The sequence below is a fragment of the Bacillus sp. P4_D3 genome (assembly GCF_056401855.1).
Genome location: NZ_JBFUIN010001216.1, coordinates 1 through 660 on the forward strand (window position 1 = coordinate 1; position 660 = coordinate 660).

At 33.3% G+C, this 660-nt stretch carries 1 protein-coding gene; it reads right to left on the bottom strand.

Annotated elements, in window-relative coordinates:
* The coding region (locus AC1DTM_RS30400; RefSeq protein WP_477001693.1) for an ABC transporter substrate-binding protein at positions 1 to 383 on the bottom strand (383 nt) is incomplete at its 3' end.
* Positions 384 to 660 lie beyond the last annotated feature (277 nt).

The window sequence follows — 660 nt, forward strand, 5'->3', positions numbered from 1 at the left end:
GCTAGTGGTAAAACCGCTAATGTATCACTTGAACTAGATGATCCGACTAAAAAGTCAACTTTCTCCTCTTCTAATAACTTTGTAGCTTTTTTAACTGCTACATCTGCTTTCGTTTCTGTATCTTCTACAACAAACTTAATCTTCTTTCCTTCTACTTTCCCTGTTCCACCAGTTGCATAGTCTAACCCTAATTCAAATCCATTTACCGTTTGTTTTCCATATGATTCTAATGGACCTGTTAACGAAGCAAGAACCCCTACCTTAATCGTTTTTTCATCTTCTGTACTTGTCTTCTTTCCTGAACAAGCTGCCGTTACTAACAATGAACCTAAAACACAACCAGTCAACATCATTTTGAGCCATTTACGTTTTTTCATCGACATCGTGATTCCCCCCATACTTTACTTTCTGATAGAATCAAACACGCCAAAGTACCCCATCTGTAATTATGACTTTTTCTTTAAACAAAAATAAACCAGGTTGTTAATATTAATGTATTTTCTCCGATTTCCATTGAATACCTTTACAATTTGATATAAATATTTAATTCCTATATATACAAGCATTCCCACACTATTAAACTTCTATCCTTTCTAACAAGTATTTTGAGTCTCCAGTATTAATTTGCTTTCTTAAAAAATTGAATTCTTTGGAGTAAAC